The 25,558-nt window shown below is 38.2% G+C and carries 18 protein-coding genes; 10 read left to right on the top strand and 8 right to left on the bottom strand.

Features of this window, described 5'->3' with window-relative positions:
- The first annotated feature begins 54 nt into the window (after nucleotides 1–54).
- Genes BM141_RS04615 through BM141_RS04630 form a run of 4 tightly spaced genes read left to right on the top strand, consistent with a single transcriptional unit; the run spans nucleotide 55 to nucleotide 3,740 of the window.
- Complete coding sequence (locus tag BM141_RS04615) at nucleotides 55–1,689, top strand: GAF domain-containing protein (protein WP_091540831.1); 1,635 nt, start codon at nucleotides 55–57, stop codon at nucleotides 1,687–1,689.
- A 47-nt stretch (nucleotides 1,690–1,736) separates the two neighbouring features.
- The gene (locus tag BM141_RS04620) at nucleotides 1,737–2,294 is read left to right on the top strand and encodes a DJ-1/PfpI family protein (protein WP_091540838.1); all 558 of its coding nucleotides are present in this window, start codon (nucleotides 1,737–1,739) and stop codon (nucleotides 2,292–2,294) included.
- Nucleotides 2,295–2,300: 6 nt separating this feature from the next.
- On the top strand, nucleotides 2,301–2,663 hold the full coding sequence (locus BM141_RS04625) for a transmembrane 220 family protein (RefSeq protein WP_091540841.1): 363 nt from the start codon (nucleotides 2,301–2,303) through the stop codon (nucleotides 2,661–2,663).
- A gap of 6 nt (nucleotides 2,664–2,669) precedes the next feature.
- Nucleotides 2,670–3,740: an aminotransferase class V-fold PLP-dependent enzyme gene (locus BM141_RS04630; protein WP_091540845.1), complete on the top strand. Its 1,071-nt coding sequence runs from the start codon at nucleotides 2,670–2,672 to the stop codon at nucleotides 3,738–3,740.
- Here BM141_RS04630 and sdaAB read toward each other — a convergent pair.
- The gene (gene sdaAB / locus BM141_RS04635; RefSeq protein ID WP_091540849.1) at nucleotides 3,715–4,389 is read right to left on the bottom strand and encodes an L-serine ammonia-lyase, iron-sulfur-dependent subunit beta; all 675 of its coding nucleotides are present in this window, start codon (nucleotides 4,387–4,389) and stop codon (nucleotides 3,715–3,717) included. The genes BM141_RS04630 and sdaAB overlap by 26 nt on opposite strands.
- Nucleotides 4,390–4,392: 3 nt before the next feature.
- Complete coding sequence (gene trmB, locus BM141_RS04640; protein WP_091540852.1) at nucleotides 4,393–5,088, bottom strand: tRNA (guanosine(46)-N7)-methyltransferase TrmB; 696 nt, start codon at nucleotides 5,086–5,088, stop codon at nucleotides 4,393–4,395.
- 217 nt (nucleotides 5,089–5,305) lie between these two features.
- Between trmB and BM141_RS04645 the strand changes: the two genes are divergently transcribed.
- Nucleotides 5,306–6,931: an NADP-dependent glyceraldehyde-3-phosphate dehydrogenase gene (locus BM141_RS04645; RefSeq protein ID WP_091540856.1), complete on the top strand. Its 1,626-nt coding sequence runs from the start codon at nucleotides 5,306–5,308 to the stop codon at nucleotides 6,929–6,931.
- Nucleotides 6,932–7,064: 133 nt separating this feature from the next.
- Here the strand turns inward: BM141_RS04645 and BM141_RS04650 are convergent, their stop codons facing one another.
- The 3 genes from BM141_RS04650 to BM141_RS04660 form a co-directional block, all read right to left on the bottom strand.
- Nucleotides 7,065–8,402 carry a D-alanyl-D-alanine carboxypeptidase/D-alanyl-D-alanine-endopeptidase gene (locus BM141_RS04650; RefSeq protein WP_091540860.1) on the bottom strand — a complete coding sequence of 446 codons (1,338 nt, stop codon included), beginning with the start codon at nucleotides 8,400–8,402 and terminating at the stop codon, nucleotides 7,065–7,067.
- Nucleotides 8,403–8,475: 73 nt separating this feature from the next.
- On the bottom strand, nucleotides 8,476–9,081 hold the full coding sequence (locus BM141_RS04655) for an NADPH-dependent FMN reductase (RefSeq protein ID WP_091540863.1): 606 nt from the start codon (nucleotides 9,079–9,081) through the stop codon (nucleotides 8,476–8,478).
- Nucleotides 9,082–9,150: 69 nt separating this feature from the next.
- Entirely contained in the window at nucleotides 9,151–11,016 is a 1,866-nt protein-coding gene (locus BM141_RS04660; RefSeq protein WP_177217260.1) for a PAS domain S-box protein, read from the bottom strand.
- Nucleotides 11,017–11,249: 233 nt separating this feature from the next.
- Between BM141_RS04660 and trhO the strand changes: the two genes are divergently transcribed.
- Together trhO and BM141_RS04670 are read left to right on the top strand one after the other, a co-directional pair.
- Entirely contained in the window at nucleotides 11,250–12,224 is a 975-nt protein-coding gene (trhO, locus tag BM141_RS04665; RefSeq protein WP_091540870.1) for an oxygen-dependent tRNA uridine(34) hydroxylase TrhO, read from the top strand.
- A gap of 41 nt (nucleotides 12,225–12,265) precedes the next feature.
- Nucleotides 12,266–13,132 carry a methyltransferase, TIGR04325 family gene (locus BM141_RS04670; RefSeq protein ID WP_143090799.1) on the top strand — a complete coding sequence of 289 codons (867 nt, stop codon included), beginning with the start codon at nucleotides 12,266–12,268 and terminating at the stop codon, nucleotides 13,130–13,132.
- Nucleotides 13,133–13,136: 4 nt separating this feature from the next.
- Here BM141_RS04670 and BM141_RS04675 read toward each other — a convergent pair whose 3' ends face one another.
- The gene (locus BM141_RS04675; protein ID WP_143090800.1) at nucleotides 13,137–15,539 is read right to left on the bottom strand and encodes a tetratricopeptide repeat protein; all 2,403 of its coding nucleotides are present in this window, start codon (nucleotides 15,537–15,539) and stop codon (nucleotides 13,137–13,139) included.
- A gap of 237 nt (nucleotides 15,540–15,776) precedes the next feature.
- Here BM141_RS04675 and BM141_RS04680 point away from each other — a divergent pair, with 237 nt between their 5' ends.
- Both BM141_RS04680 and BM141_RS04685 read left to right on the top strand, forming a co-directional pair.
- Entirely contained in the window at nucleotides 15,777–16,550 is a 774-nt protein-coding gene (locus BM141_RS04680) for a PAS domain-containing protein (protein ID WP_091540879.1), read from the top strand.
- An 18-nt stretch (nucleotides 16,551–16,568) separates the two neighbouring features.
- Nucleotides 16,569–17,126, top strand: a complete 558-nt coding sequence (locus BM141_RS04685) for a PAS domain-containing protein (RefSeq protein ID WP_091540885.1) — start codon at nucleotides 16,569–16,571, stop codon at nucleotides 17,124–17,126.
- An 80-nt stretch (nucleotides 17,127–17,206) separates the two neighbouring features.
- On the opposite strand, the gene BM141_RS04690 is transcribed toward BM141_RS04685, so the two are convergent.
- Nucleotides 17,207–18,757, bottom strand: coding sequence for a SusD/RagB family nutrient-binding outer membrane lipoprotein (locus BM141_RS04690; protein WP_091540888.1), 1,551 nt, complete (start codon nucleotides 18,755–18,757; stop codon nucleotides 17,207–17,209).
- A 126-nt stretch (nucleotides 18,758–18,883) separates the two neighbouring features.
- Nucleotides 18,884–22,174, bottom strand: a complete 3,291-nt coding sequence (locus BM141_RS04695; RefSeq protein ID WP_317039430.1) for a SusC/RagA family TonB-linked outer membrane protein — start codon at nucleotides 22,172–22,174, stop codon at nucleotides 18,884–18,886.
- Nucleotides 22,175–22,534: 360 nt separating this feature from the next.
- Between BM141_RS04695 and BM141_RS04705 the strand changes: the two genes are divergently transcribed.
- On the top strand, nucleotides 22,535–25,543 hold the full coding sequence (locus BM141_RS04705) for a SusC/RagA family TonB-linked outer membrane protein (protein WP_143090801.1): 3,009 nt from the start codon (nucleotides 22,535–22,537) through the stop codon (nucleotides 25,541–25,543).
- Nucleotides 25,544–25,558: the final 15 nt, after the last annotated feature.

A 25,558-nucleotide genomic window follows, 5' to 3' on the forward strand; every position in this document is an offset into this window, starting at 1 on the left:
CTTATTCTTTATATGCTAAAAATTTGTCAAATTTGAATTATAAAAATTGTTGATATGCTTAGAACACGTTTAGGCATTCGTGGAAAAATTTTGCTTGGCTTTGTTGCATTAATCATATTTTTTATCATTAATGTTATTTTTATCTTTCGTACTATCAACAACTCTCGTGAGATAGTTACAGGACTTTTTGAGGACAAAGACCAGTCTGTTATTTTGCTCAATGACTTCAAAGACTTAGTACTGCGCTCTAAAATGTACACACTCAACTGGGTATTCCAACGCAAAGATGAGGAAGGCAAAACCATATTGAAAGAGATTCATACCGAAGAATATCCCGTAATGAAAGCCAATTTCGAAAAGTATGCCGATATTTGGGGAAGTAAGGAACAGTACAACGAAATTAGCAAGATTCTGCTCAACTTTGAATTTCTCAAAGACAGCCAAGAGGACATTATGAAAAAGTTGGCGAGTTTTTCAGATTACGATGACTTTGTCATCAAATCGGAAGCAGAAGACATTTTAGAAACCTCTGTTATCCCCCAATCTAACAAAATTCTTGCTCAGATAGACCAACTGCTCCAACTTAAAAAGCAAGAAAAACAGATTGCTCGTCAGAATATTTTGAACTCTTTTGATAATCTTTCCACAGGGCTAATTTTTTCTTTGGGGATAGTTGTGTTGATAGGTTTAGGTATGTCCTTTTTTGCGGCTAATAAGATTACTCAACCAATCCAAAACCTCAAAGTCTTGATAGATGCTTTAGGCAGAGGAGAACAGCCCAAACTGGTCGAGAAAATTTCTAATGATGAAATCGGCGACATGAGCAAATCTGTCAATCAACTTATCACAGGCTTAAATGCTACTTCGCAGTTTGCCGAGGACATTGGGCGAGGCAATTTTGACTCATCTTTTACTCCCCTAAGTGCCAGAGATGTTTTGGGGAATGCACTGATGGAAATGCGTGATAACCTCAAAAAAGTGGCAGAAGAAGATAAAAAACGCTACTGGGCAAATGAGGGAAATGCCTTGTTTAGTGATATGCTGAGGCGTTACAACACTTCTGTCAATGAATTAGCCAATCATTTGATGGCTGCTTTGGTCAAATTTGTAAGAGCAAACCAAGGTAGCTTTTTCATTGTCAATGATGACCTTAAAGATGACATACACTTACAACTTATTTCATGTTACGCTTGGAACAAGCAAAAGTTCATCAAGAAACGTGTGGACTTGGGTGAGGGTTCGGTAGGGCAAGCATGGATTGAAAAAGATGTCATTTTCCTAACAGATATTCCTAATAACTACATTCAAATCACCTCTGGTCTGGGGGAGAGCAATCCTCGCTGTATTATGATACTTCCTCTGATTTTTAATGATGAGGTTTTTGGGGTCATTGAATTAGCCTCTTTTAATGTTTTTGAAAAACATGAAATTGATTTTTTAAAGAAATTAGCAGAAAATATTGCTTCCTCTGTTTCTATCATTAAAAACAATGAACGAACCAAACATCTACTCACCGAATCCCAACTGATGTCAGAGCAACTTCGCACCCAAGAAGAAGAAATGCGACAAAACTTAGAGGAACTAATGGCTGTTCAGGACGAACTCCAAAGAAAAGTGAAAGATTATGAGCAGGAACTTAATGAGTACAAAATTAGGCATGCTAAGGGAAATGGAGTAATGGCAGGATAACCCAAATATTTATATCGTATTCATCAATAAATCAAAAAACTAAAACTATGGCAAATCAAATTTTAATTGTTACAGGCGATGGAGGAGAAAGTTATGAGGCGTGGTATGCTTACCACCGTTTTTTAGAGGCAGGCGACAGACCTGTTATCGCTGCACCCTCTAAGCGTAGGCTGCACTTAGTCATGCACGACTTTGAGGAAGGCTGGGATACCTATGTAGAGCGACAAGGCTACGGCATGGAGTCCCAAGTAACAATAGATGAAGTCAAAGAAAGCGACTATGATGCTGTCCTGATTTTGGGAGGACGCGCTCCTGAGTACTTGCGTCATAACACTAAACTTCTCGACTTAGTGCAGCAGTTTCATCAAAAAGGCAAATGGGTATGGGCTATTTGTCATGGTATTCAGGTACTTATCAATGCAGGACTCGCTGATGGGAACTGTCTTACTTGTTACGAACACGTCAGGTCTGAGGTGGAGCGAAATGGAGGTACTTACAGCACTTTGGAGGCGGTCAGAGATAAAAATATAGTTACTGCCCAAACTTGGCAATCTCACCCTGACTTTTACAGAGAAGTTTTCAAATGTTTGGCAGAAAAAAAATAACAGAATATGGTCAAAAGAATCATTAGCCTTGTTTTAGCCCTTTTATTTGCCCTATTTGCCTATTTTCAGTTCAACGACCCTGACCCTGCTATCTGGGTAAGTATTTACGGATACGTGGCAGTTATCGGTTTTTTGGCTTTCATGCAAAAGTTTTACAAAATACCTACGCTGATAGGCATACTCATTTGCGGATCAGGTATGTTATATCTACTTCCAAGTGTATATGATTGGCTTTCCAATCATTCAGATGTTAGCTTGCTGTACGGCATGGCACCCGATAAGCCCTACATAGAAGAATCTCGTGAGTGTGGTGGCTTGTTTATCGCCTTATTAGGTATGGTCTATTTTTATTTTCAAGGGAAGAATTGATAAAGTATGCTCTATTTTTACCCTGGTCCTTCTAAATTGTATCCTACTGTTCGTCAGTACTTATCAGATGCTTACGACAGTGGGATACTCAGTTTGAATCACCGCAGCCAAGAATTTGTAAATCTTTCAAAATCAACTATTTCTTTCTTAAAAGAAAAGTTGCATATTCCGCAAGAATACACTATTTTCTTTGTTTCTTCTGCGACTGAATCTTGGGAAATCATTGCCCAATCGCTTTCTCCTCAAGGGAGTTTGCATATCTTTAATGGTGCATTCGGGCAAAAGTGGTATGAATATACCTTGAAAATCAATGAAAAAGCCCAAAGTTTTCCCTTTGGACTTAATGAAGAAATAAATATTCATTTCTTACCTACTATTGAAATAGATACTGTTTGCCTCACCCAAAATGAAACTTCTAACGGCACACAAGTAAGTAATGAAACTATTGCCCAAATCTCAAAAAAATACCAAAACAGCCTTATTGCTTTAGATGCTACTTCCAGCTTAGGAGGGATTGAAATAAATTGGCACTATGCAGACATTACTTTTGCTTCGGTGCAAAAATGCTTTGGCTTACCCGCAGGATTGGGTATGATGGTTTGCTCTCCCAAAGCCATAAGAAAAGGAATGGAAATTAATGAAAAAAAGTATTATAATAGCTTTATTTTTCTTTACGAGAATATGCAAAATTGGCAAACTAATTATACACCTAATGTGCTGAATATTTACCTATTGAATCGTGTATTGAACGATGTCTTGCCTATTGATTTGGTAAGTAAACAAATAAAAGAACAAGCAAAAAATTGGTATGGTTTCTTAGAAAAGTCTTATTTTTCTGTTTTAGGGAAAAATCCCAACACACGCTCAGATACAGTCATTGCCGTACAGGGAGAAGAAAATTTCATCAAAGCAATAAAAGAAAAAGCTAAAAATCAAGGCATTATCTTAGGAAACGGCTATGGAAAATGGAAAAATAACACCTTTCGCATTGCTAACTTCCCTGCGATTACTCAGGAAGAAATAGAGGCTTTACAAGATTTTTTAGAAAAATTTATCTCACAGGAAGTAAGTAATTGACTTCTTTTACCCAAGACAAATTTTTGATGTACTCCAAAGAAATTGGGCGAATGTCAGAATCCAACTCTATGAACTGACAGGCAAAGTCATTTTTGCCCTTGCGAGAAACGGACATAGTAGCTATATTGGCATCATCTTGGGCTAAGATACTTGCAATGAAGGCGATAGCTCCTTTTATGTCCAAAGTAAGGATAATGAGCGTATGCAAGGAAGCAGAAAAATTGGCGGTAAACCCATTGACTTCTTCTATGTGTATCAAACCTCCTCCCTTGCTAATTCCTATGAGTTCAATGCTTTTCTCTCCTTTTCTAATGTTCAGTTTGATGGTATTGGGGTGCATGACAGAGGAACTTCCTATTGCTTTGAAAGTATATTTTAGTCCTGCTTCTTTGGCAAAGTCAAAGGAGTTTTTGATTCTCACATCGTCAGTGGCATAGTCCAACAAACCAGCAATAATCGCTCTATCGCTCCCATGACCTTCGTAAGTCCTTGCGAATGAGTTATAAAAAGTAACTTCTGCTTCGTCAGGGATTCCGCCTAATATGCCTACGGCAGTGCGAGCAATTTTAACTACTCCTGCCGTATGCGAACTCGAGGGACCTATCATAATAGGACCTATCATATCAAAAATGCTACTCCTTTCTGCCATAAATTAGGGATTTGAGTTAGTTGCTGCTTCCTTTAATTTGAATTTGATGTAATGAATAGAGTGTCCCTTTTCTGAAAAATGATTTTCGTATTTTGTTTTGATAGCTTGCTGATTGATGTCCAAATGGTCTGCTAACAAGGGCGACTCGTATAAATTATCAGTATGAACTAAATCACTAATAGCCTCATTTTCAAGAATTTCTAATGTGTATTGGTATAGTAACTCGCTATCTGTTTTCAGGCGTACCCACATATCGGGCTTGCCAATCTGGCGATATAAGTTCAAAAATCTTGGGCTGGTGAGTCTTCGCTTGGCATCTCTGAGTTTGGGCTGGGGGTCGGGGTGAATCAGCCAAATTTCAGATACTTCTCCTTGCTCAAAAAACTGGTCTAAGTTTTCTATAATAGTTCTCAAAAAACCTACATTTTTTAATCTTAGCTTATCTGCTGTAACAGCCCCTTTCCATATCCTTGCACCTTTGAGGTCGACCCCAATAAAATTTTTCTCAGGGAACTTTTGTGCCAAAGCTACCGAATATTCGCCTCGCCCACACGCCAGCTCCAATACAATAGGGTTGTTATTTTTAAAAAAATCGCTATGCCATTTGCCTTTGATAGTTTGATAGTTAGGTTTACCTGCTTGGATAACACGCTCATTTTGCTGGTTTTCCTCAAATCTCTGTAATTTCTTTCGCGACATGAATTTGTATAAAGTTTGCCCAATAATGCCTTTTCAAAGCACAAAAGTAGCAAAGAAATTAGAATTTTTATGCTGAGTTGGATTTGCTTCATTATATTTTAATTTTTTATTCTATACTTGACTTTCATAAAAAATTTGTTAATTTTATCTTTGAAATCTCTTTAAATGTAAAATTTTAAACAATATTTTTTACAATTTTTCTAAAACAACAAACCTCATGTCTTTAAACGAACAAATTGCAAACATTTTTCCTACTGAATCTCAAATTCCCGAAGAGTTTAACTTAACTGAGCCAATTCATCAAAAGGAATATTTGGTGAATGGAGAAATGCGCACTTGGAACGGTGCTATGCACACTGTACTTTCGCCTGTGTACATAAAAACAGCCAATGGCTTGGAGCAGAAAGTGGTAGGGAGCTATCCTTTGGCTACAGAAGTCGAAGCCTTAGAAGCCTTAGAAGCGGCAGTAAAAGCCTACAATCACGGCAGGGGAGAGTGGCCCACAATGACTATACCTGAGCGAATCGCTTGTTTAGAGAAGTTTACCAACATGATGACCGAGAAAAAAAAGGAGATTGTAAACTTGCTCATGTGGGAAATAGGGAAGTCTTATGCTGACTCAGTCAAAGAATTTGATAGAACGGTACAGTACAACTACGATACGATAGACGCTTTGAAAGACTTAGACCGCAATCACTCTCGTTTTGTCATAGAGCAAGGCATCATTGGACAGATTCGGCGCGCACCTTTGGGTGTAGTGCTTTGCATGGGACCTTTTAACTATCCACTCAATGAAACTTTTGCTACCTTGATTCCTGCACTTATCATGGGCAATACCGTACTTTTCAAGCCACCAAAACATGGAACTTTGTTGCATTACCCTCTTTTAGAGGCATTTAGACAGTGTTTCCCCAAAGGCGTAGTCAATACAGTCTATGGCAGAGGCAATACCATCGTAGGACCTATGATTGCTACGGGCAATATCAACGTACTTACTCTCATAGGCTCAAGCAAGGTGGCAGACAAATTGAAAAAATCACACCCTAAGTCCAATAGATTGAAAGCTGTTTTAGGATTAGACGCAAAAAATTTAGCTATTATCTTGGACAATGCAGACATAGAAGCTACGGTCAAGGAATGTATTTTAGGTACTTTGTCTTTCAACGGACAGCGTTGCACAGCTTTGAAAATGATTTTTGTGCATAACAAAGTCAAAGATGTTTTCATCAAACGCTTTTCCGAAGAAGTAAGTAAGTTGAAGATAGGAATGCCTTGGGAGAAAGGTGTGCAAATTACTCCGCTTCCTGAGCCTCAAAAACCAGCCTACATCAAGGAATGTATAGAAGATGCCGTAAGTCAAGGTGCGAAGGTGATGAACGAAGGTGGTGGACTTACGAATCAATCTTTTGTATTCCCTGCGGTGCTTTATCCAGTCAAAAAAGGCATGAAATTATATACAGAGGAGCAGTTCGGTCCTGTGATTCCTATCGCTTCTTTTGATGACATAGAGGAGCCTATCCAATACATGATAGAGTCTGAGCATGGACAACAGCTGAGCATTTTTGGGACAGACCCTACACAGATTGCTAAACTCATAGACCCCTTAGTCAATCAGGTTTGCAGGGTAAATATCAATGCACAGTGCCAGCGAGGTCCTGACACATTCCCTTTTGCGGGGCGTAAGGATTCGGGTGAGAATACCCTTTCTGTAACTGATGCTTTGCGGGCATTTTCTATCCGTACTATGGTAGCGACTAAGCAAACAGAGGAAAACAAAGCCATTTTAAACCATATTGTAGAGCATCACGAGTCTAAGTTTTTATCTACGAGGTTTATTTTTTAGAAAGTAATTATTGGGATACTCTTAAAAATTACAAATCATAAAAATATTTTTTACCACAAGTTCACAAGATTCACAAGAGAAATTATAAAAAACTTGTGATGTTTGTGTGCTTGTGGTAAATAGCCAATTTATTTCAATAATTAAGATAAAAATTAGTCAAAATCTTTTCCATTTCTGCCCTGATGGTAGAGGTGGCTTGCATAAAATGGTTATTCATAAATGCGAAGCACAATCTCCTACCTGAGCGGGTAATGAGGTAGCCGCTTAGGCAAGAATTATTACTCAACGAACCTGTTTTAGCAAAGACAAAGGGAGGGTAATTTTTAAACAAATTTCTCAGTGTGCCTGCTTTACCCCCTATGGCTAACATACTGAATAGGCGAGCTTCTTCTGACTTACTTACAGCGACTTCTTTATAAATTTTCAGGAGTAGCTCTACCTGAGAGCGAGGAGAAAAGAGATTCATACGAGAAAGTCCAGAGCCATCTACCCACTTGGGCTTGTCGCTGAGGTCTGCAAGGTGATTTTTGAGCATAAAATCTATAGCATTTTGCGTACTGATAACGCCCTCTCCAATCTGGCTACTACACATGAGCAAAATCTGCTCTGCTAAAAAATTATCGCTTGGCTGTAACATTCTGCGATAAAGGCTATCAGCTTGGAAACCTTTTAATACTTTTACTGCGGATTTTTGATAGGGATACTGGATAAGTTTGACCTCTTTTTTCAAAGTATCGCTGAGCAATTGAGCGGTAAGCATAGAAGAAGTAATAAATGGAACTTCTTGGTATTGAGTCTTTTGTACTTTTTGCAAAGTATAGGTAAAATCATTTTCTCTCAGTTTCCTTTGCACAAACAGTCCCTCGCCTAAGTTTTTATCCTCTTTCGTAAATCTTTCAAAATACTTAGGCTGCGTATTCAGATTCTTTTCTGATTGGGCAGTGAATGTTACCAAATTTCCATAAATAGGCAATACGGAACGTTCAGGCGAATAATCTTCGTTATAATCGTCCCAAGACCAACCTTCTCCAAAATGAACTTCTTTCCAGTGAGTATCAGAAAAGTAGATTTTTTCTTTGCTATTTTTTAAAAAGTCAAACACTGCATCATGAGCAAAATCTGGGTGTAGGAAAGTAGGGTCGCCTGTGCCAAAAATAATCAGAGAATCAGTACGTTGAATATACTGTAGTGCAGGAACTTGCTGATTAGGAGTGTTGCCCAAGATTTTTAAGCCTGCGTAAAAAGTGAATAATTTGGTAGTAGAGGCAGGGGTAAAATATTTATCATAGTTGTATGCTAAGAGGTATTTTCCTTTGTCCATGTCATACACCGCTACTCCTATCAATGTTTTAGCCTGCGCTGGATTTTTCTGTATATAAGCAGAAAATTTTTTGTTAGAAGCAATGTAAGATGTTGTTTTACAGGAAGTAAAAATAATAAAAGTAATGATAAAAAGTAATAGATTTCTCATATTCACTCAGATTTGTTGAGTCAATATTATAGCAAAAAATTCAATAAATCGATTTTAGTATAAAAAATTCGTTTTAGAGTAAAACTTTGGCTTTTTGCTTAGCTTTCTGGCTTACGATAGCCTCTGCAAACCAAACAAATTCGCTGATGAACTTTTCAAAGTTTTTAGCAATGCTTTCATTTACCAAAATGCCATTTTCATCAAAGGCTTCATCTACAAAAGGGACAAGCAACTTGTAGGGCATAGGGAAGGCGCCCAGAGCAAGAACAAGTAGCTGCATTTGTGTAGAGGCATTAATCCCTCCAAACTTGCCTGTAGTGGCTGTTACTACTCCTATAGGCTTTTTGTCAAACTCTTTCCAAACATAATCTATGGCGTTTTTGAGTGCGCCAGAGTAACTTCCATGATATTCAGGAGAAACAAAAATCATGGCATCTGCTTCCTCTAATTTTTGAGCAAATGCTTTAAGACCCTCAGGGGGATTTTGGTGCTTCTTAGCAGTTTCTTCCAACATAGGAAATCTATACTCGCTCAGGTCTATTATTTCTGTGCTGATTCCTCTTTTGGCAAATCTTTTTTGTAGTTCTATACTTGCTTGGTGTGACAGTCTTCCGATACGTGTACTTCCAGAGATAATGACAACATTCATGATAAAAAAATTAATTTGTATTTTATTCATAACTGATTTGGTATAAAGAAAGTTTAAGATACAACACGATGTTTTGCACTAATACCTTAAAGCATCGTACTAATACATTTCTATCTGCTGTGTTAGTTCTACGATTCTATGAATGACGGCATCGAGGTCTTCAGTAGCCTTATATAGATAGTCTATGTACTGCTGTACATTTTTCTCATCTGTTTTAATCAGGTGTGCTAAGCCAAGAATATTAGCCACAGGGCGGCGGGCATCGTGGGACTGTAACCATGCAATTTCTTTGAAAATATTGTTCTGACGTACTAATATTTCGTTTTGCAGCCTAATTTTCTCCTCGCTTTGCTTTTGCTCGGTAATGTCAAAGGAAGCTAAGACAAATGCGCTTACTTGTTGATTTTTATCTAAAATAGGTTGGTAAACGTTTAAAAAGGTCTTATTCTCGAAATTTGCTTCATGTGTACATGTGTTTCCTGCAAAGATTTCTGGCAGGCAAGTTTCTAATTGCTGATAAATTTCTTTGATTAATATACTTTTGACTGGTTTCCCAATAAAGTCTTGTGGATTAATAGGGTAATTCTTGTATCCCGCTCCTCCTGTATAAAGAAACTTTAAATCTTTATCTATCAAGCTAATAGAACCTTCTGGAAAGTTATCTACTACTGCTTTGAGTCGGGCTTGGCTTGCCTCAAGCTGCAAGTTGGCTTGATAAACCTCTTCCAAACTCTGCCGGAGTTCCTCCTCCGTATTGGCGAGCATTTCATTCTTTTGTTGTAGCTGTCTTTCTAACAATTTTTGATTGGTAATATCTTGTTGCATTCCGTACATTTTCAATGGCTTGCCTTCTGCGTCCCATTCCAAAACTTTGCCCTTGTCCAATATCCAAATCCAATTTCCGTTCTTGTGTTTCATGCGAAGTTCACATTCATATATTTCAGTTTCTCCTCTTATATGCTTTGCTAAGAGTGCCTTAGCTATCTTGAGGTCTTCGGGGTGTACGAACCTTTCCCATGTATGAATCGTATGAGATGTTATTTCCTTTAATGTATAGCCTATCATATCTGCCCACTGCTCGTTATGCTTTACTTCTCCCGTTTGTATATTCCATTCCCATGTACCTACTCCTACACTACGAATAATATTGGTAAGTTGTTGTTTTTCAGTAGCTATACTATTTTCCATGATTTTCCTTTGGCTAATATCAATCAAAGTATATAAAATGCAAGGCGTGTTACTAATTTCGTATTTCTCCAAAGATGCCAAGACTGTTTTAGGTGTTCCTTTACTTGTTTGAATAGTAAGCTCAATATGTCCTGAAAATCCATTAATGGTGATTCGTTCTTTTAATGCCTGTCTTGCTTGCTCATCTATCACCCCAAGTTCTGTATGCGTTTTTCCTATCACATTTTCATAGTCAAAATCTAACAATTCCAACCAAGCTTTATTTACCTCCATGATTTGCCCGTTAGCAAAATTGGTAATTGCAAGTGCTACGGGAATAGCCCCAAAGGATTTTGAAATTAGTTCTTCAGATTTTTTAAGCAAGTCAGAAGCGCGTTTTTTTTGGTCTATATTCTCTATGCTAAAGTTTATACCCAATAACTCATTGTTAGAATGATAGACAGGAAGGTATTTGCCTCTAAGCCATACCTTATTACCCATAACATCTGTAATTTCTCTTTCTGTATGAATGATTTGTCCTTGGAGGGCTTTTTGAAATTCTTGTTCAAACTCATTTTTTAAATTAGGAGCAACATAAGGCGAAAAATCTTCTCCAATAGCGATTTCCTTACCCCATAGTTGCAAAATATCCTTTTGAGTTGTTTTATTAAAAAATAAGACTTTTTGCTCAGGGCTTAATAGTACATTTCCTACATCAGAACTGTCCAATATGGCTTGTAATAAGTTTTTTAGCTTATTTACCTCTTCGTATGTATTTTCTGTATTTGTATGACCCACAGTAAAAGAAGTTAAATCATTTTTAGTAAGACAAAGAGAAGTAAAAATTTTAAGAATGAATACCAATAAAACATTACATTTAAACTTTTACGAATATATAGATAAAAAAATAAAATAGGGAATTAATAATTAGAAAATTTAAGAGAAGGTGCTTTATCCAATATTCGATTATTTTTTGTACTTTTGTGGCTCAATTCGCACCATGTCTGAAGCATGGCTAAGTATTTTTTATTATGGAAAACAACAAAAAGTATTACATTTTACTGTATTATTGCTATACTCCTATTGACCATCCAGAGGAGTTCAGAGAACAGCATCACTATTTTTGCTTAGACCTTAACCTTAGAGGGCGTATCATTGTCGCTCCTGAGGGCTTAAATGGTACAGTTTCAGGATTAAAAGCAGATTGCCAAAAGTACATGGACACCATGAAGGCAGACCCTCGCTTTGCCAACATAGATTTTAAAGTAGAGGAACATGACACCCATGCTTTTACCAAACTTCATGTAAGAACGAAACCTGAAATCGTACATTCTGACTTGTACCATATAGACCCTAACAAACGTACAGGCATACACCTTGCCCCTGCGGAGTTTAAAAAAATGAAAGATGCAGAAGACGTAGTGATTTTAGATGTAAGGTCTAACTACGAACACGCTGTAGGTAAATTTAAAAATGCAATTACTCTTGATATCGAGAACTTTAGGGACTTTCCTGAGAAAGTAGCGGAGTTAGAGCAATTCAAAGACAAAAAAATAATTACCTACTGTACGGGAGGCATCAAGTGCGAAAAAGCAAGTGCTTACTTACTGGAAAAAGGCTTCAAAAATGTTTATCAGTTGCATGGAGGAATTATCAAGTATGGTTTGGAAGAAGGAGGAGAGGACTTTGAAGGAAAATGTTATGTATTCGATAATCGCATTACCGTTGATATAAACAAAGTAAATCCTACGGTTATCTCTAAGTGTTTTGTGTGCGGAACTACTTGCGACAGAATGGTAAATTGTGCCAACCCAGAGTGTAATAACCACGTTCCTATTTGCGAAAAATGCGGCTGGGAAATGGAAGGGGCTTGCTCACCTGCTTGCAAAGCACACCCCGAGAAGCGACCTTATGACGGTACGGGTTACTATCAAAAAAATACTAATCATTACAACCCCTTCAAAAACGTAAAAAGGGAAAAGAGGTTAGTATTTGCCAAAAATTAATAGCATAGAGTATATATATAATTGTACTAAACCTTGCAACATTGATAAAATTTGCAAGGTTTGATTATCTCATAGCTGTTGTCAATTACTTCTTAATGATGAATATTTTAAAAAGAATAGCTCGTAAGTTTAGCTACCAGCATCAACAAGATACTTTTTGGAAAGGGAACTATGCTACTTGGCAGGAGGCAATGCAATATGCACAAGGGTATGACGCACAGGCTTCTTTCGAGCAGATTAAAACGGCAGCACTAAAAGTTAAAAATGGAGAAGCTATCTTTGAGCGAGATGGTAAACTATTTCACCAAGCTGAGTATAATTGGCTCTTACTAACTCATTTACAAAAAATAGCCTTAGCTTCTGCCAACTCCCTCAACCTTATAGATTTTGGGGGAGCTTTGGGAAGCACCTATTTCCAACATTTGACATTTTTAAAAGAGATTGCTCATTTGAGGTGGAACATAATAGAACAGCCTCATTTTGTAGCATTTGGCAAAGAGAATTTAAGTAGTCCAAACCTATATTTTTATGAAAACCTTGCTACTTGCTTCAAAGAATCAAAAGCAAGCACCATTTTACTCTCAGGTTTACTATCTTATGTAGTTGAGCCATACAGGCTCTTAGAAGAAATACAAAGTCTTGGTTTTAACTACGTTATTATAGAGAGAACTCCTTTGATAGCTTCTACTTCTGATATTCTTACTATACAATACGTCAATCATACTAATCTGTACCAAGGGAGCTATCCTGCATGGATTTTCAGTGAAGGGAAACTGAAAAAAGCTCTTGAATCTACCTATGATTTGCAAGGCGAATATGCTTCTTTTGATACGATTTCTGCTCAGGTAAAAGGCTTACCTTCTCATTTTAACCAATTTAAAATGCTTTTCTGGGAAAAGAAAAAATAGTCGTTTACTTCATCTTTTCCAGTACTTGCTTAAACCTTGCATTGCCTTGTAAGCCCTTAAAAACTTCTTCATTCTCAATTTCGTATCTATTCTGAAAGCCTACACTGACCGCTTTTTCTATTTGATTGATGGCTTCCTCTTTATCACCACTGACAGCGGCAAAACCTGCCCTCGCAATAAGTGTATAAGCGGTATTTTGGTCTAACTGCTCTAACTGTTTTAAATCAGCCTCAGCCTTTTGCGTTTGTTTAAGGTTCAAATAGCATAAAAAGCGAATAAGGAATGCATCTAAATCCTTGTCTATCTTAGACATAGCCATATATCTATTCATTTCCTCTACGGCTTGTTTGTATCTTTTTAGGCGATATAAGCAAAAAGCACGGTTATAAAAAGCATTGGGGTCATCTTTGACCATGCCAATCACTGTATCAAAATCTTTGAGTGCCTCCTCGTAGCGGTGCAACTTTTCTAAGGTCAAACCTCTGTTAAAATATACTCTGGGTTGATTTTTAAGAAAAATAGCGGCTTGGTTTAGATAATTTAATGCTTTCTCATATTCTCCCAGATAAAAATGAGTTACCCCGAGTTTCATATTCATAACACCTTTGTCTGATTCATCTCCTATATTCAAATCAAACTGTTGAAAATAACTCAATGCCTGTGAGAAAAGACGGTTATCCCCATAGATAGTGCCTATCTTGTCCAACAATATATTGACCAAAGGTTTATTATTCAATGACTTTCTTATTTGCAAAGACTTGTCCCAAAGTTCCACGCCCTTATCTGTTTGATTAGCTAAAATGTAAACCTCTCCCATACTGTAAAAGCAAGCGGCAATAGATTCGCTGTCATTTGCCTCTTCGTAAACCTTCATGGCTTCTTGGTAATAAGCCAATTGCTTTTCTATCGGTTGCTTTAACTCTTTGGCAACTACTGCTAAGTTGATGTAAGATTGGGCTAACGCCGCTTTTTTATCAGTTTGCTTGAGCAAAGCAATGCGTTTTTCCTCATAGCCTATGGTTTTCTCAAATTCTTTGTTTGCATAGAGTAGGCTAATTATTTTTTCTACTGCTGTTAATTGTTTTTCTTTTTCTCCTTGTTTTTCAAATAATTCTAAGGCTTGAGAAAAGTATTTCAGTGCGTTAGCGTTATCTTTGAGTTCTTGGTAGATAGTAGCCAAATTATTGTAGAGTATAGGAATTACGGCTTCGTTGCCTATCTCTTTTCTGATTTCTAAAGATTTCGTTACCAACTTGATAGCCTCTTGGTAGTTTTGTTTCAAACCTTCTACTTCTGCCAAATTAATCAGCGATGCCGCATAGTTTTCTTTATTGCCTAATTGCAGATAGATTTCTGACATTCTTTTGAAAGCCTTTAAGCAGTTATCATAATCTTCTAACTGCCTGTAAATGTTACCAATATCTATATTTATCCTTGCAAGAGATGCTTTATCTCCTCTCTGTTCGTAAATTGCTAAGAGCCGTTGAGCAAAAGGCAGTGCGGCGGCATATTGTTGGAGCGAAAAGTTGAGTTTCATGATGTCCTCATCAAGTTCGGGCATTTGGTCAGCTTGCCCTAATTCCGTGTAAAGGACTTTGGCTTTTTCTGCATACGAGAGGCTTGTTTTCAAATCGTCAGCTTGAGCATATAAATTAACCAAGTATCGGGCTATGTACGCCTGATTTACTTTTTGGTTGAGTGCCTCTTGGAGACGGTAAGCCTCCTGCATATTGGCAAGGGCATTTTTTAAGTCCTTGTTTGCCAAATATATCTCTGCCAGAGAATAGTGTACCTCTGCGACTTTTGTTTTTTGATTAAGTTCTTGGTAAATTTTTAGGCTTTGCTGAAAACTTTGGAGAGCTTGCTCAGGTTTAGGGACATTAGCGTATGCAATTCCCTGATAACCATAGAGTTCTGCTATTTCTTCTTTATTACCCAATCCTTGATAAATCTGTATGGCTTCCTGCAAAGCCTCTACTGCTTTTTCTGCTTGCTGTGTATAGATATGGCAACCAGCCATTTTGCTTAACACGTTGGCGACTTCCTGCTTGTTTGTTACCTGTCTGTTGATAGTCAATGATTTACTATACAACTCTAAGGCTTCTTTGAACTGCTGACTGCGGGCTTTGGCATTGCCCATGAACTTGTAGCTATCGGCTTTGCCTTGCACAAAGTTGTTTTTTTCTGACAGGTCTAAGGCACTTTGGGCAGTTTCAAAAGCCTTTGTATAATCTTGAACTTCAGCATATTGAAAGGAAAGCTCATTCATTAGGCTTACTTTATCTGCTATTTTCTCTGCCTTAGTAAGTAGATTTTTTACGCTATCAATTTGGGCATTCTGGGCAAATAGCTTGGTACTACATAAAAATAGTATTGGAAGGAAAATATATGGTATTGTGTTTTTCATGGTTTTATACAATTGATTTGTTTGGTGTATTTATCTTGGAAAATTGAGCCAAGTATGGTAAATATAGCTTGAACTGTTAAAAAATAAATTTCATTTAAAACATTTTAACATAACCAATCGTTATATTGGGTATCTATTATCATCTGCTTGGAATAGTTTGTCTTTATTTATCTTTGACTAATAGACCCTACTACTTTTCCTATCAATTTTTATAAACTTTAATTATGTGCTATCATTATGTCCCTGTCTTATAATGAGATTACTCGTTGGCTACCGGTTTCTTTACTTCATTCTCAGAGCTACTCTGTGGTACTTACTGACTTAGAGGGCAGATGTATTTTTGTGAATGACTTGTTTAAAAAGCGTGTTTCTTTTATTGCTACGGATTTTGTTGGCTTACCTTTCCAACGCACTGTGCATGAAGAAGACATAGAAAAATGCAATGAAGCGGCTTATTACTGCATTACTCACCCTGAGGAAATCATTAGCCTTATGGTTCGCAAGCCAGAAAATGAGCTTGGTGAATTTTATTGGACAAGCTGGGAGTTTTCCCTTTTCAAAGACCAAAATGGGCAGGCAGTTGGCATACTTTGCATAGGGCATGATGTTACAAGCGAAAAAGTAGCACAGCAAAAATTGCAATCGTCTCAAAATATGCTTTCTGCTATTTATAATAGTGCTATAGATGCCAAAGTATTTATTAGTTCTGAATCTAAAATTCTATATTTCAATAAGATAGCAGCAGAACTTGCGAAAGGACTTTTTGGGAAGTATCCACAAATCGGAGAGAATTATTTGGACTATATACTGCCTCACTTGCAGGAAAAAGTAAAAGCTGAACTTAATAGAGCTTTATTGGGAGAAGTTATACGAGATGAGCAAACAGATGGCAAAAAGTGGTATCAGTTTACTAACTTTCCTGTATATGATGAAAATAACAAATTGGTGGGTATAGCTATCAACATTAGGGATATTTCTGAACTTAAAACAACGCAACTTACACTCAAATAAAGCGAACGACGCTTAGAAATTTTAGCCAGCAATTTCCCCGATGGTTCTATTAGCTTAATAGATAAGAACTTAAAATTCCTCTATACAGGTGGGGCGGGCTACAAAAATTATGATGTGAATCCTTGGGTGTTTATAGGAAAATCTATCTATGAAGTGCTACCTGTGGAGATTTATACCCAAATTGTAGAGTTGTTGCCAAGCCTACTTGCGGGGCATTACCATTCGTTTGAAGCGATGTTTCACGGACAAGTCGTTTTGAATACGCTTCAACCTATTGCCAATGAAGAAGGGCAAGTAGAGAGTTTTGTGCTTGCTTCTATAGATATTACTGAACGCAAAAAAAACGAGGAGAAAATTAAAGAAAGAAATAGTCTTTTAGAGGAGATAGCATGGCTACAGTCCCACGAAATGAGGCGACCTGTGGCAAATATTTTAGGACTGATGCACCTAATCAAGATGGAAGAGCAGGATGAGGATAGAAAAATTAGGCTTTACCTTGAGCATCTCGAGAAAGCTACTGAACACCTCGACCAAGTTATTCATAAGGTGGTGGCAAAAGCCAATGGCATTGTTTGATAGGCAGTATATTATTTTGAAAGAAAAAGTCATTCCCTTTGCAGGAAATGGCTTTTTTGAGGCTATTACAAATTTTTAGCTTATTTCATTATCCACAAATCTGTATTAATATCGTCCTTGCCGTCAAATTGGCGTTGGATAGCTTCGGTGTAATTAGCCAAGTTAGTTTGTCTTTCGCTTTGTGGGTACTGCCAACGCTTAGGGATACGACCGCTGTTAGCATTACCGGGACCTGCTGCAAAGAAAGTAGGTATGCCTGTTCTTCTTTGGTTATAAAATGCCTCCCAGCCTGAGTTTTGGAAAAAAGCCAAGTATTTTTGCAAAAGAATTTGACGCAATCCCTCAGCATTATTTCCTGCGTATTTCACAGTTGTTTGGTTCAAATAATCGGTAACAGATGCTTTTACTCTGCCTAACTCTCTCCTGTCTTGGTCGGTAACAGGAATCTCTACGCCATCAGTAATTCCGAAGAAACTCATAGAAGCAATGATACCTCTACGGTAAGCCTCTTCTGCATTACCACTTATCCAACCTCTGTTGATAGCTTCAGCAATGTTAAAACACTGCTCTGGAAAGCCAATTTGGATAGTAGTTTCGGGAGTGTAAGAACTGTAATAGCGCAGGCGGCTGCGGAAAGAATACTCACCATTGAGAGCCTTAGTGGACATCGTGCCTAAGTCTTCGTCAGAGGGTGCGCCTACGTAAGCGGCAAAATCGTCAAACTTAATGCCTGCTTTGAGTTTTGCAGCGGCAGGAACAGAAGTTACAAAAGTTCTTGGGTCTTTCAAAGCAGTTAAGTTACCTAAGAAAGTAGCAGCCATATTGTATCTGAGCGCATCAAAACCAAAGTTATCAGGGTTGCTTGGGTATTTGTTGAAAACTGCATTGTAGGTATATTGGAGGTTATCTTCCATACCTGCAAACAAAGGATATTTGGCTGGATTACCTACTACGTTGGCAAAATCTTGCTTGATTCTCAAGTCGTTATCTCCATCTTTTTTGCTTAAATGAATTAAAGTACGCAAGCGAAAGGCATTGACTGCTCTTTGCCATTTTCTCAAATCGTTGTTGTAATAAATATCTCCAGAAAGAGAAATATCCCCTGCAGCAATCAGCTGCGCTAAGTCGTTGTTTGCTCCTTCCAACCATTGAATAATTTGCAAAAAGATTTCCTTTTGGGTATCATACTTTGGTGTAGTGTTTTCTAATGCCTTCAAAGACTCTTTCAAAGGCAAATCCCCTGCTCTCAAAGTCATCTGCTCAAAGAAATATGCCCTAAAAAACTTGCCTAAAGCCGAGTAAGGATTCAAGTCTTTGCCTGAGGATTTTTTGGCTTCCTCCTCCATTTTAATTACGTTTTTCAAGGTCAAGTAATTCAAATCTGTAGCTGTCCAGTTGTATTCTTGCGTGCCGTAATAGTTGTAGTTTACGCAGTCAAACTGATTCCAGCGAGAAACATTATTCCAAGGTCTTTGGTACAAATCATTCAAGATACCATTGAAAATCAAAGAGGCAGGTACAGAAGTTGGACGGTTAGGGTCTTTTTCCAACTCCTCAAATTTTTGGCAACTGCTTAAAGACAAGCCAATTGCAAAAAAGAAAATGATGAAATTATATTTAAAGTTTTTCATAAATCGTTTTAAAAATTTTTGTTGAAAATTGTTTTGCGATTGATAACATTCGCAAAATGGTCTATGTTATGGATTAAAAATCTCCTTGTCTGGAGTTATCACCAGACAAACGCAACCTACTTATTATTAAAACACAATATTCAAATTCACCCCATAACGGCGCATAGTAGGCGTTTGGAAATCAGAGCGACCCTGTCCAGAACCCGCAAATTGGTCTAAGTCAATGTCTTTCTTCTCTGCAAAATACAAGAGATTTCTGCCTACAAAAGATACACTTACCATTCGGAAAGGAGTTTTAGCTATTAGACTTTGAGGTAAGGTATAGCCAATAACTACCTCTCTCAACTTAGCAAAAGAACGACTCATCAGGTTGCCTTCAGAAGTATTGTAGTAGCGACTGATGTAGTCTTGCAAGAATTGCTTAGTTTCATTAGGTTTGAACTGCAACTCTCCATAGTTAGTAATATTGCCTAATACGTCGTAGTTAATTCTTGCTCCATTACTTACTTGCACCCCTTCGCCAAGCCAAGTTCTGTTGCCTTTGGTGTCTTCTTCTCTGGCGATTCCCATTGCTCCTTCTACGGTAGCGATGTGTCTGCCACCCCTGAAAGTTTGCTGTTGGATATAGTTTACAACTTTTCCACCTACTCTGCCGTCAAATTGGAAACTGAAGGTAAAGTTTTTATAAGAAAACTTATTGTTTAAGCCCCAAACCCAATCAGGATTGGTATAGCCTAAAAACTGTCCCACAGGATTTACAATCGGTCTGCCCCCTGCATCATTGATAATTTGACCATCTTGGGTACGAACAAAGGCACTTCCAAAGAACTTATCGGTGCGGTCGCCAATATTGATGAAGTTGTTGCCGCTGCCACCGCCTACAAAATAATTGGAAGGCAATTGCGTAACACCTGGATAAATATCTCGCAGATACTCTCTATAATAAGACCAGTTGGCAGTAACGTCCCAATTTAGCCCTTCCTCATTTTTCAAGGCAGTTCCCGTCAAAGCGATTTCCATACCTTTTTTCTGTGTTTTAATCCCGTTTACGATTTGGCTGGTGTAGCCCGTAGTCTGAGAAAGAGGCAAGTTAAAAATCCTCGGACCATCATTGCTGACGAAGTAAGTTATGTCCAATCCTAAGCGGTTTTCTAAAAACTTCATCTCCAAACCAGCCTCATAGATAGAAGTAGAGTTAGGCTGTAAGTTTGGATTGTTTAGCGTATTGGTAAAAAAGGCAGCAGGTTGGTTGTTGTAAATCAGTTGGTTAGTATAAACTGCGGCATTGGCATAAGAGGGACCATCATAAGAAGAAGCATAATTTTCCCCGTAGCCAATAGGATAGCTTGCAAAAGGCGTAGTGCCTATGTAACCTTGCGTTAATCCATCTTTTACATTGGCAAAAGAACCTCTCACTTTTAAAAATGAAATCACCTCTGGTAAGTTTACATAATCAGAGATAGGTGTACTCAAAGAAACAGAAGGATAGAAGTAGGTATTGTTTTTTGAAGGCAAGGTAGAAAGTTTGTCCACACGACCTGTAGTAGATAGATTGATGTAACCCCTATAAGACAAATCTATGGAGTAGTATCCGCTTGCTACTTGCATTTTAGAGTTGTAGCTTGAGGCTACTAAAGGATTTCTGGAATTGTCGAAGCGATATAAGCCCGGTACGTTCAAGTAGTTGGTAGAAGTGAAAGCAGAGTTGTACGACCAAGTACGCAAGTTACCACCTACCCAAGCCTTCACATCAAAGTCATTAGAAATTTTTTTATCGAATTTCAATAAAATATCTGTATTATTCTCAAATAGGTTTCTTCTATTTTCTCTATAATCTCCTCTGGCTTCTTCTCTGCCATAGGAAGTAGCAGAGTATGGGAATTTCTCATTGCGGAAAAGGTCATAAGTAGTTACCTGGGTTCTACCTGTAACCTCTATGAAATCATTGATTTTGTACTTCAAAGAAACCGTACCGTAAATATCTGTTTTGTAATGCCCTCTGAGCCACTCATACACCATAAAGTAGGGGTTATTGTAGCGTTGGTACTCGGCATAGATTTGCTGGATGCCTTCTTTACCCGGTTGCCAATAGTTTTTCATATCATCCACGTTCCAGTCTGCACCTCCCCAAGTAATCATATTGTAAACCAAACTGTTGGGACCGTAGTTAATATCAGGGAAGTTAGGTGTATATTGGCGATTGTAGTTGATATTGGACTCAAAACGCAATTTAGAAGAAAAGTTGTACCCCAAAGAAGTATTAAAGTTGGTGATATTTAACTGCGTATTGGGTACAATGCCTTGCTGATAGCCATGCGAAACAGAAAAGCGTAAGTCATAGTTTTGTCCAGAAGAAGAAACCGCCACATTGTTATTAGACAAAATTCCCGTGCGGATAAAACGTTTCAAATTGTCTTTTCCTCTTGGAATCCAAGGCGTTGGAATACGCTTGCCTGTGGCAGGGTCTATCGGACTATCGTACTGAGGTAAAAGTCTTCCATCTAATTTAGGTCCCCAAATGTCATAGTCCCCGTCATTTTTCCCACCGCCACGACCATCTACAAACTCATACACTCCATGGTCGCCGGGGCCGTAGATGTCTTGCACTTTGGGAATAGCGATAAAGCCTTTGTCAAACATAGTGCTTGAATTGAACTCTACGGAGAAACCTCTTTTGTCCGCAGAACCTCTCTTAGTGGTGATCAGAATCGCACCATTTTTCCCTCTGAAACCATACAAGGCGGAAGCATTTGCCCCTTTTAAAACAGTGTAAGATTCAATGTCGTCAGCACTCAAATTCCAAGTATCAGAATTAATTGGTACACCATCAACTACATACAGCACATTGTCACTGCCTCTCAAAATCACTTGCGGTCTTCTAAGCATTTCCGCAGAAGGGGCAACTGTCAAGCCTGCGATTTTTCCTGTCAAAGAGTTCATAGGGTTAGGTTCTCTGGCTTTGACCAAATCTCCACCTTTTACCTCTTGTACAGAATAACCTAAGGCTTTTTTCTCTTTGGCAATACCCAAAGCAGTAACTACTACCTCTTGGAGTTGCTTTAAGTCCTGCTCTAAGATGATGTTAATTTCCGTTTGATTACCAACAAGAATTTCCTGTGCCAGATAACCTACATAAGAAACTACTAAAATAATCTTTTCTTTGCTTCCAAATTGTTGGATAACAGTTGGATTGAGTGCTAATTTAAAAATACCTTCAGCATCAGTAATAGTACCGATGTTTGTGCCTTTTACGAGGATATTGGCACCTGGAATAGGGCTACCGTCTTCTTTGGCTGTGATTTTTCCATTGATAGTCTGTGCAAATAGACTACCAGCCCACAGCAAAAAAAACAACATAAGTGTGAAACTTCTGCAAACATTTTTGGCAGAAGTTTTGTTTTGTAAAAGATTTTGCATAAAATGTAGTGTTTTTGTTCGACAAATTCCTACTCCATACCTTTATTTATTTGGCGATAAGTACAGGTGTGCAAAGACAAAAGCCGTATGACTGTTGGCGCAGTTTACGGCTTTTTTATAATTATACAATTATCAAATTTGTATCTCTCACAGGAGTAAGTTTTTGTCAGTTTTGTTTAAATTTTAACATTCAAAATTATGGTGCTTATTTGTTAAAAAAGAAAAAAGAGGGTTACAAAATATTTAAAGAATTGTTAATTAAAATTTCTGCCTATTCCTTCTGCTCTTTCTCGCAAAAATTTGTTTAAAACCTTCCTTCCCGCTAAATTGCAGTCCTTTGAAAACACAAAAATCGCTTGTATGAAAAAAATAGAAGTGCCTTGTTGGTTTATATTTTTTGTATTTACTTGTTTATCAATAATTTCTATTCTGTCCTTTGCCCAGAATCGCACTATTAGCGGTAAGGTTATTTCTGCCAAAGACGAAACACCTTTGGAAGGAGTAAACATCATGGTTAAAGGGACAGAAAAAAGCACAACTACCAATGCCAAAGGTACTTATCGCATTGTTATCAACAGGCGAGATGATAAAGAATTGGTTTTCAGCTTAGAAGGATACGAAAGCCAAACAATAAAAATAGGAACAAAGGGAACTATCAATGTAGAACTCATGCCCGATGCGACTACGGTTTTAGAGCCAATTCATATAGGCTATGGAATGCAGGACAGGCGAGTGCTGGCAGGAGCAATCACTTCTATCAATTTAAAAAATACTGAGCAAATGCCTTTGGCAAGTCCTGATTTGCTTCTGCAAGGCAGGGGAGCGGGAATCTTGGTAAATAGCCACTCTGGAACGCCCAATGCAGGGGCTACGGTTTGGGTGAGAGGGGTAAGTTCTATTTTGGCGAGTAGTTCGCCCTTGTACGTCATAGACGGCGTACCTGTTTTGCCTACGGATTTGAGTAGCCAAGACGTAGGTGGGCAAATTGCTAATCCTCTATCAGACCTCAATCCTGCGGACATAGAACGCATAGAAGTTCTCAAAGATGGCAGTGCCACGGCAATTTATGGCTCAAGAGCGGCTAATGGAGTGGTGTTGATTCAGACTAAAAGAGGGACAAAAGGCAAGCCTATGGTGAATTTTAGCATTTTGTATGGGGAACAAAGTACACAAAAAAGACCTGAAATTGCTGATGCCTCTACTTTCCAACAGTTAATGAACGAAGCAGCTACCAACAATGGGCTTACGCCACCTTTTGCCAATCCTACTCAGACCAATGCCAATGTGAACTATCCAAGCCAAGTATTCCAATCTGCGGCAGTGAGAAACATCAACTTTTCTATTGCAGGAGGAGATAGTACAGTGAAATACCTTTTTTCGTTTAACAATTGGAATCAAGACGGCATAGTAAAACCTGCTGCTTTTGATAGAAAAACTTTTCGCTTGAACTTGGACTTTGATTGGAGCGAAAAAATCAAAGCAGGAGCAAACCTTCTGTATGCCAGAGGAACAAACGAAAGAATGCAAAATGATACTGATGCGTTGAACGGGGTATTAGGAACTTCGGCTAATTTTTTGCCGAATCTGCCTACTTTCCAAGCCAACGGAAGCTATACGAAGTCAGGTATTTACGCTAACCCTTTGGCTACGCTCAACGAACAGGGCAATACGCTTTTGACTAACCGCTTTTTAGGAAATATTTTTGCCAATTATTACTTTACAGAAGATTTGTTTTTCAAAACCAGTTGGAGTCTGAACTACCAAAATGCCCAAGAAAACTTGTATTACAGTACAGCTACTAATTTTTCGCAAGGCAGAGGTGTATCTGCTCATACTTTTGAAAATCAATATGTAATAGAAAATACCTTGCACTACCAAACGCTCATCGGCTACAACAAGCACCAAATCCATGCAGTTATAGGCAATACAGTCCAAGAAAATATACTGAAACGCACGATTGCTGAAGGGCAGAACTTCCCTACTAATAATTTTACCAATGTGGGGGCAGCTTTTATCCGAAATTCTTTTGCAGGGAATACCTCTTGGGCTTTGCTTTCTTGGTTTGCCCGCTTCAATTATGCTTACAAAGGCAAATACATGGCAAACTTGACTGTTCGCACTGATGGCTCTTCTCGCTTTGGCACAGATAATCGCTGGGGAACGTTTCCTGCGGTGGGCTTGGCGTGGAACATCAAAGAAGAAAAGTTTTTGGAAAAAGTCAAGGCGATTTCTTCTATGAAAATCAGAGCAAGTTATGGCTTAGCGGGCAATCAAAATTTTACCAATTTTTCCAATAACCCCAATGCCATTTTATTGAGCAACTACATCGCCCAAGGGCTTTGGAATAGCGGAGCAAACTATGCAGATTGGTTGGGCATAGAGCCTGTGCAGTTAGCAAACCCTAAGCTAAAATGGGAAACTACCGCACAAATGAATGTGGGTTTGGACGTAGGTTTGTTGAAAGACAAAATTAACCTAAGCATAGAATACTATCAAAAACAAACTTCTGATGTGCTTGTGCCTGTGTCGATTCCCCGAAGCACAGGATTTGCCACTCAGATTCAGAATATAGGTCAAGTGGAAAACAAAGGCATAGAAATAAATCTGAATGCTAAAATATTGAATAAGAAAGATTTGACTTGGGATTTGTACTTTAATGTTGCCACCAATCAGAATACGATTACTTCCCTGTCCAATACCTATTCTTCCTTTGAAAATGGAGTTATCAGATTTGAGGAAGGCTCTCCTATGTACTCTTTCTGGTTGCACAAGCAAAATGGAGTCAATGCAGAAAATGGCAATATTCTTTTAGAAAGCAGAAACACGGTTTTCAATCCTGCCACAGACCGCTTTATTATAGGCAATGCCCTGCCTCAATTTTATGGAGGCTTTGCCAATGTAGTGAATTGGAATGGCTTAGAACTTACTGTTTTTGTGCAGTTTACACAAGGGAACAAGCAACTGAATTGGAGTAGGTATGCTCAGGAACATGGAGGTACTCGCAATGCCAACTTCAGCATTTCGCAGTTAGACCGTTGGCAGAGAACGGGAGATATTACCAATGTACCTAAAATGACCGATGCCAACTATGAAAATATTTATGCCTCTCGTTTTTTAGAAGATGGCTCTTTTGTCAGGCTCAAAAATATAGTTTTGGCATACCACTTGCCCAAAGAAGTCGCAGAAAAAGTAAAACTCCAAACGGCAAAAATTTACCTCTCTGTCCAAAATTTGCTGACTTTTACCAAGTACAAAGGGCTTGACCCTGAAACCAATGCAGGAGGAGGCTATCCCGCCGTGCAAGGCGTAGAATTTTACACTGTCCCCCAAGCAAGGTGGCTGACTGCGGGAGTGCAGATTGGGTTTTGATATTACTTTTTCAGA

The sequence above is a fragment of the Thermoflexibacter ruber genome (genome assembly GCF_900113045.1).
In the GTDB taxonomy this organism is placed as follows: Bacteria; Bacteroidota; Bacteroidia; order Cytophagales; family Thermoflexibacteraceae; genus Thermoflexibacter; species Thermoflexibacter ruber.

What these genes read in the sequence shown, in the direction of transcription:
- BM141_RS04615 (WP_091540831.1), top strand. Translation starts at nt 55, where the DNA reads ATGCTTAGAACACGTTTAGGCATTCGTGGAAAAATTTTGCTTGGCTTT.
- BM141_RS04620 (WP_091540838.1), top strand. Translation starts at nt 1,737, where the DNA reads ATGGCAAATCAAATTTTAATTGTTACAGGCGATGGAGGAGAAAGTTAT.
- BM141_RS04625 (WP_091540841.1), top strand. Translation starts at nt 2,301, where the DNA reads ATGGTCAAAAGAATCATTAGCCTTGTTTTAGCCCTTTTATTTGCCCTA.
- BM141_RS04630 (WP_091540845.1), top strand. Translation starts at nt 2,670, where the DNA reads ATGCTCTATTTTTACCCTGGTCCTTCTAAATTGTATCCTACTGTTCGT.
- sdaAB (WP_091540849.1), bottom strand. Translation starts at nt 4,389, where the DNA reads ATGGCAGAAAGGAGTAGCATTTTTGATATGATAGGTCCTATTATGATA.
- trmB (WP_091540852.1), bottom strand. Translation starts at nt 5,088, where the DNA reads ATGTCGCGAAAGAAATTACAGAGATTTGAGGAAAACCAGCAAAATGAG.
- BM141_RS04645 (WP_091540856.1), top strand. Translation starts at nt 5,306, where the DNA reads ATGTCTTTAAACGAACAAATTGCAAACATTTTTCCTACTGAATCTCAA.
- BM141_RS04650 (WP_091540860.1), bottom strand. Translation starts at nt 8,402, where the DNA reads ATGAGAAATCTATTACTTTTTATCATTACTTTTATTATTTTTACTTCC.
- BM141_RS04655 (WP_091540863.1), bottom strand. Translation starts at nt 9,081, where the DNA reads ATGAATAAAATACAAATTAATTTTTTTATCATGAATGTTGTCATTATC.
- trhO (WP_091540870.1), top strand. Translation starts at nt 11,250, where the DNA reads ATGGAAAACAACAAAAAGTATTACATTTTACTGTATTATTGCTATACT.
- BM141_RS04675 (WP_143090800.1), bottom strand. Translation starts at nt 15,539, where the DNA reads ATGAAAAACACAATACCATATATTTTCCTTCCAATACTATTTTTATGT.
- BM141_RS04680 (WP_091540879.1), top strand. Translation starts at nt 15,777, where the DNA reads ATGTCCCTGTCTTATAATGAGATTACTCGTTGGCTACCGGTTTCTTTA.
- BM141_RS04690 (WP_091540888.1), bottom strand. Translation starts at nt 18,757, where the DNA reads ATGAAAAACTTTAAATATAATTTCATCATTTTCTTTTTTGCAATTGGC.
- BM141_RS04695 (WP_317039430.1), bottom strand. Translation starts at nt 22,174, where the DNA reads ATGCAAAATCTTTTACAAAACAAAACTTCTGCCAAAAATGTTTGCAGA.
- BM141_RS04705 (WP_143090801.1), top strand. Translation starts at nt 22,535, where the DNA reads ATGAAAAAAATAGAAGTGCCTTGTTGGTTTATATTTTTTGTATTTACT.